The 5,540-nt window shown below is 66.4% G+C and carries 2 protein-coding genes; both read right to left on the bottom strand.

Going from position 1 to position 5,540, the window contains the following annotated elements:
• On the bottom strand, window positions 1-2,850 hold a 2,850-nt coding region (locus ACIBNE_RS41075), incomplete at its 3' end, for a type I polyketide synthase (protein WP_399281201.1).
• Window positions 2,847-5,540 (bottom strand): type I polyketide synthase (locus ACIBNE_RS41070; protein WP_399281199.1); only part of this gene is annotated, 2,694 nt, incomplete at its 5' end. The genes ACIBNE_RS41075 and ACIBNE_RS41070, both read right to left, overlap by 4 nt.

Raw genomic sequence — 5,540 nt, 5'->3', positions numbered from 1 at the left:
GGTGGTGGGTGTTTGGCCGATGTCGGTGGCGTTGGTGATGGTGGGGGTGTGGTGGAGCCAGTAGGGGTGGTGTTGGAAGGGGTAGGTGGGGAGGGGTGTGGTTGAGGGGTGGTGGGGTGTGTAGACGGCGTGCCAGTTGATGGGGGTGCCGTGGGTGTGGGTGGTGGCGAGTGCTGTGAGGAGGGTGTGGGTTTCGGGTTGGTTGGGGTGGAGGAGGGGGGTTGCTGTGGTGTCGGTGGTGGTGTGGGTGAGGGTGGTGAGTGTGGTGTCGGGTCCGAGTTCGAGGTAGGTGGTGGTGTTTTGGGCGTTGAGGGTGGTGAGTGTGGGGTGGAAGCGGACGGTGTGGCGGAGTTGGCGGGTCCAGTAGTGGGGTGTGGTGAGGTCTTCTGGGCGTGCGATCTCGCCGGTGAGGGTGGAGATGATGGGGATGCGGGGCTGGTGGTAGGTGAGGGTGGCTGCGATGGTGTGGAAGTCGTTGAGGATGGGGTCGAGGTGGTGGGAGTGGAAGGCGTGGCTGACGTGCAGGTTGGTGGTCTTGCGGCCTTGCCGGGCGAAGTGTGCCGCGACTTCGTTGACCGCTTCCTTGTCGCCTGAGATCACCGTACTGGTAGGTCCGTTGAGGGCGGCGATGGTGACGTCGGTGCGTCCGTCGAGGGCGTCGAGGACTTCGGTTTCGGTGGCGTGGAGGGCGGTCATGGCTCCGCCGCTCGGGAGGCTGTGGAGGAGCCGGGCGCGGGTGGTGACGAGGGTGCAGGCGTCTTCCAGGTTCAGTACGCCTGCGACGTGTGCGGCTGCGAGTTCGCCGATGGAGTGCCCGGCCAGGTAGTGGGGTGTGACGCCGAGGTGTTCGAGGAGCCGGAACAGTGCCGTCTCCAGGGCGAAGAGTGCGGGCTGGGTGTAGAGGGTGTCTTCCAGCAGCGCTGCCTGTTCACTGCCCTCGTCGGCCCACATGACATCGAGCAGCGGTACGTCCAGATGTGAGTCGAGGAGTGCGCACGCCTTGTCCAGGGCTGTGGCGAAGGCCGGGTAGGTGGCGTACAGCTCGCGTCCCATGCCGAGACGCTGGGATCCTTGTCCGGAGAAGAGGAACGCGGTCCTGCCCGCTCCGGCCGCTGACCCTCGTACGACATGAGGTGCTTCCGTGCCCGTGGCGAGCGCGTCCAACCCGGCCAGGAACCCCTCCCGGTCCTCGGCTATCACCGCGGCCCGCTGCTCCAGGTGGGTTCGTGTGGTGGCGAGGGAGAAGCCGATGTCGGCGAGCGGGAGTTGGGTGTTGGTGGCGAGGTTCTGTAACTGCCGTGCCTGGTCGCGCAATGCGTCGTCGCTCTTGGCGGAGAGTGTCCAAGCGAGCGGTCCGCCCGGCCCCTCCGGCTGCTCTTCGGGCGCCTTGCTTGTGACTGGGGCTTGTTCGAGTATCACGTGGGCGTTGGTGCCGCTGATGCCGAACGAGGAGACGGCTGCGCGCCTCGGTTGCCCTGTTTCGGGCCAGTCACGCTGATCGTTCAGCAGGGCCACGGCACCGGTCGACCAGTCGATGTTCGGGGAGGGCTCGTCCGCGTGGAGGGTTTTGGGGAGCACTCCGTGGCGTATGGCTTCGACCATTTTGATGATGCCGGCGACTCCGGCGGCGGCCTGGGTGTGGCCGATGTTCGACTTGATGGATCCAAGCCACAACGGTCGTTCGGTGTCACGGTTTTTGCCGTACGTCGCCAGCAGCGCGTGTGCCTCGATCGGGTCGCCCAGGCTCGTCCCGGTGCCGTGTGCTTCCACGACATCGACCTGGTCCGGCGACAGCCGAGCGTTGTTGAGGGCGGCACGAATCACGCGCTGTTGGGACGGTCCGTTGGGCGCGGTGAGCTGACTTCTCGCGCCGTCCTGGTTGGTCGCGCTGCCCCGGACGACGGCGAGGATGGGGTGGCCGTTGCGTTTGGCGTCTGATTGGCGTTCGACGAGGAGGAGGCCGACGCCTTCGCTCCAGCCGGTGCCGTTGGCGGTGGCTGCGAAGGGTTTGCAGCGGCCGTCGGGGGACAGGCCTCGTTGGCGGCTGAACTCGGTGAACGTGGAGGGGGTTGCCATGACGGTGACGCCACCTGCGAGGGCGAGGTCGCATTCACCGTTGCGCAGTGCTTGCGCGGCCAGGTGCAGGGCGACCAGCGACGACGAGCAGGCCGTGTCGATGGTGACGGCCGGGCCTTCCAGACCGAGGGTGTAGGCGACTCGGCCCGAGGCGACACTGGCCGAGGAACCGATTCCGATCTGCCCCTCGAATTCCTCAGGAACGTGATGGTGCAACCGGCTGGCGTAGTCGTTGTACATGATGCCGGTGAAGACGCCGGTGCGGGTGCCGCGCAGTGTTTCGGGGTTGAGGCTGGCGCGTTCGAGTGTTTCCCAGGCGGTTTCTAGGAGGAGGCGTTGTTGGGGGTCGGTGGCGAGTGCTTCGCGGGGGCTCATGCCGAAGAAGTCGGGGTCGAAGTGGTGGGCGTCGTGGAGGAAGCCGCCGTGTTGTGTGTAGCTGGTGCCGGGGTGGTCCGGGTCGGGGTTGTAGAGCTCTTCCTGGTCCCAGCCGCGGCTTGTGGGGAAGGGGGTGATGGCGTCTGTGCCTTCGGCGACGAGTTTCCAGAGCTGTTCGGGAGAGGTGACTCCACCTGGATAGCGGCAGGCCATGCCCACGATGGCGATCGGCTCGTGTGCCTTCTCGGCGGACTGGAGGTTCTCCTGCCTGAGCCGTTGGTTCTCCAGCAGGGACGCGCGCAGTGCTTCGACGATCTTTTCGGGAGGCGCTGCTGGGGAGGTGGGAGCGGAGGGAGTGGCCGTCATGGGTTCCTCGTTCTCGGTGGCTGACCGGATCACGCGCTGTCGTCACCGAGCGCTAGTCGGATGAGGTCGTCGACGTCGGCGGACTCGATGAGGGCTTGGTGCTGTTCCTCCTGCGCTTCTGCGTGTCGCAGGCCGTGGCCGGTACCGTTCCGTTTGGCATCGACGTCGGATCCGGTGTCGACGAGCCGCAGCAATGCCTCCATGAGACCTGCCTCCCGGATGCGCGACACGGGAATGGTGTTGATGACCCGGCGCATGTCCGTGTCGCCCGTGAGGTCGGCCCCGGCCCCGGTATCGGTATCGAACCCGTCATCGGGGATGAGTTCCGTGGCCAGATGGCCGGCGAGCGCCTTCGCTGTCGGGTAGTCGAAAACCAGCGTGGGCGGGAGACGCAGGCCTGCCGCCGCGTTCACGCGATTGCGGAGTTCCACGGCCGTGAGCGAGTCGAAGCCCATGTCGAGGAGCCCCTTCTCCGGATCGACCAACAGCGGAGTGGCATGACCGAGTACGTGCGCGATGTGCGTACGCACGAGGTCAAGCAGGAACTCGTCGCGCTGGCCCTCGGTGAGCGGTGCCAGCTGTCGCAGGAGCGTGCGGGAGTCTCGGGGCTGTGCCGTGCTGTGGGCGTTCGGCTGTACGAGTTTGCTCAGCAGGGGAGGCAGTAGGCCCCCATCGGCGATCTCCCGTAGCGCCCGGAAGTCGAGCGCGATCGGTATGAGGTGTGGTTGTGGGGTGGTGAGTGTGGTGTCGAGGAGGGTGAGGGCTTGGGAGGTGGGGAGGGGGTGGATGCCGTTGCGGTTGAGTCGGGTGTGGTGTTCGTTGGTGAGGGTGGTGGTGATGGTGCTGGTTTGTTGCCAGAGGCCCCAGGCGAGGCTGGTGGCGGGGAGTCCTTGGGTGTGGCGGTGGTGGGCGAGTGTGTCGAGGAAGGTGTTGGCTGCGGCGTAGTTGGCTTGTCCGGGGTTGCCGAGGATGCCTGCGGCGGAGGAGAAGAGGACGAATGCGGCGAGGTTGTGGTGTTGGGTGAGGTGGTGGAGGTGCCAGGCGGCGTCGACTTTGGGTTGTAGGACGGTGTGGAGTTGTTCGGTGGTGAGGTTGGTGAGGGTGGCGTCTGCTGTGGTGCCGGCGGTGTGGATGACGGCGGTGAGGGGGTGGCTGTCGGGGATGGTGGCGAGCATGTCCGCGAGTTGTTCTGGGTTGCTGGTGTCGCAGGCGGTGATGGTGACGTGGGCGCCTAGGGCGGTGAGTTGGTTGTGTAGTGCGGTGGCGCCTTGGGCGTTCGGTCCTTGCCTGCTTGCGAGGTGGAGGTGGCGTATGCCGTGGTGGGTGACGAGGTGGTGGGCGATGAGGGTGCCGAGGGTGCCGGTGCCGCCGGTGATGAGGGTGGTGCCGTTGGGGTTGAGGGGTTGTTCGGTGGTTTTGGTGGGGAGGGTGGCGCGGGTCAGGCGAGGGGCGTGGAGGGTACCCGCGCGCAGAGCCAACTGAGGCTCCCCTGCCACAAGGGACGGGTCCAGAAGGCCGATTGAAGCCGGAGAGTCATCGAGGTCCAGGAGTATGAAGCGCTGGGGATTCTCCGACTGCGCAGTGCGGATGAGCCCCCATACGGTGGACGCGCCAAGGTCCTGGATGCTCGTGTCCGCATCGACAGCGACCGCTCCGCGTGTCATGACGAGTAGCCGAGAGGAGGCCAGGGCTTCCGCGTTCAAGAACTCCTGTACCAGGGCAAGTGCTTCTTCCGCCGATCGGTGTGCGCGTGCCAACGGATCGGCTTCCTGCTCCAACTGATCCGCGCGATCCGGATGCCCCTGTGGGGGAAAGTAAGCTGCCGCGACTATCGAAGGCGTGGGGGTACCGCTCTCGGACGCGGTGACGAGCGACGACAGGTCTGGGTGGGCGGTGATCCGAGGGTCGAGAACTTCCTCAGAGGCGAAGAGGTCGGCAGCATCTGTTCCGATCACCGCCCAGGTCGGTTCGGTGGTCGTTGCGGCGGATCCGGGAAGCGGTGTCCAGTCGAGCTGGAACAGGGAGTTGCGGCGCGGGGCGTGTGAGGGGGCACGCAACGTATCGGCGGCCGGCCGAGTGCTCAGCGATTCGACCGTGGCGACGGGCAGGCCGTGCGGGTCCGCCACATCGAGGGACAGCACATCAGGTGCCGTAGCAGTGAGCCGGACTCGCAAGGCCGTCGCGCCGGTGGCGTGCAGGGTGACGCCGGACCAGGCGAAGGGCAGGCGCAGCTCGTCGTCCACCTGATCGGTGAGCGCGTTGGCGTGGAGCGCGGCGTCCAGCAGAGCGGGGTGCACTCCGTACCCGGTGGTGTCGATGTCCTGTGGCAGCCGGACTTCCGCATAGACGCTGTTGTCGAGCCGCCAGGCGGAGGTCAGCCCCTGGAAGAGCTCGCCGTACACGTATCCGCGGTCCGTGAGGCTCTCGTACAGACCAGTGACGTCGATGGGAACGGCCTGGGCAGGCGGCCAGGCCGACGTCTGGAACGCTGTGTCGACCACGCCTGAGCCGGAGACGGTGGTGATGGTGGCCACCGCGTGCCGGGTCCACTCGGCATCCTGAGCCGGAGTTCCGTCGTCTGCCTGGGAGTCGATGCTGAGTGTGGCGGATGTGCTGTCATCGGCTTCCTCGACTGTGACGCGGAGTCGTACTGCTGTTTGTTCGGTGAGGGTGAGGGGGGTGTGGAGGGTGAGTTCTTGGATGTGGTTGTGGCCGGTGTGGTG

The organism is Streptomyces sp. NPDC050504 (genome assembly GCF_044458065.1).
Classification (GTDB): Bacteria; Actinomycetota; Actinomycetes; order Streptomycetales; family Streptomycetaceae; genus Streptomyces.
Note: the sequence above shows the minus strand (reverse complement) of the source record. Positions and strands in the feature narration are given on the sequence as shown.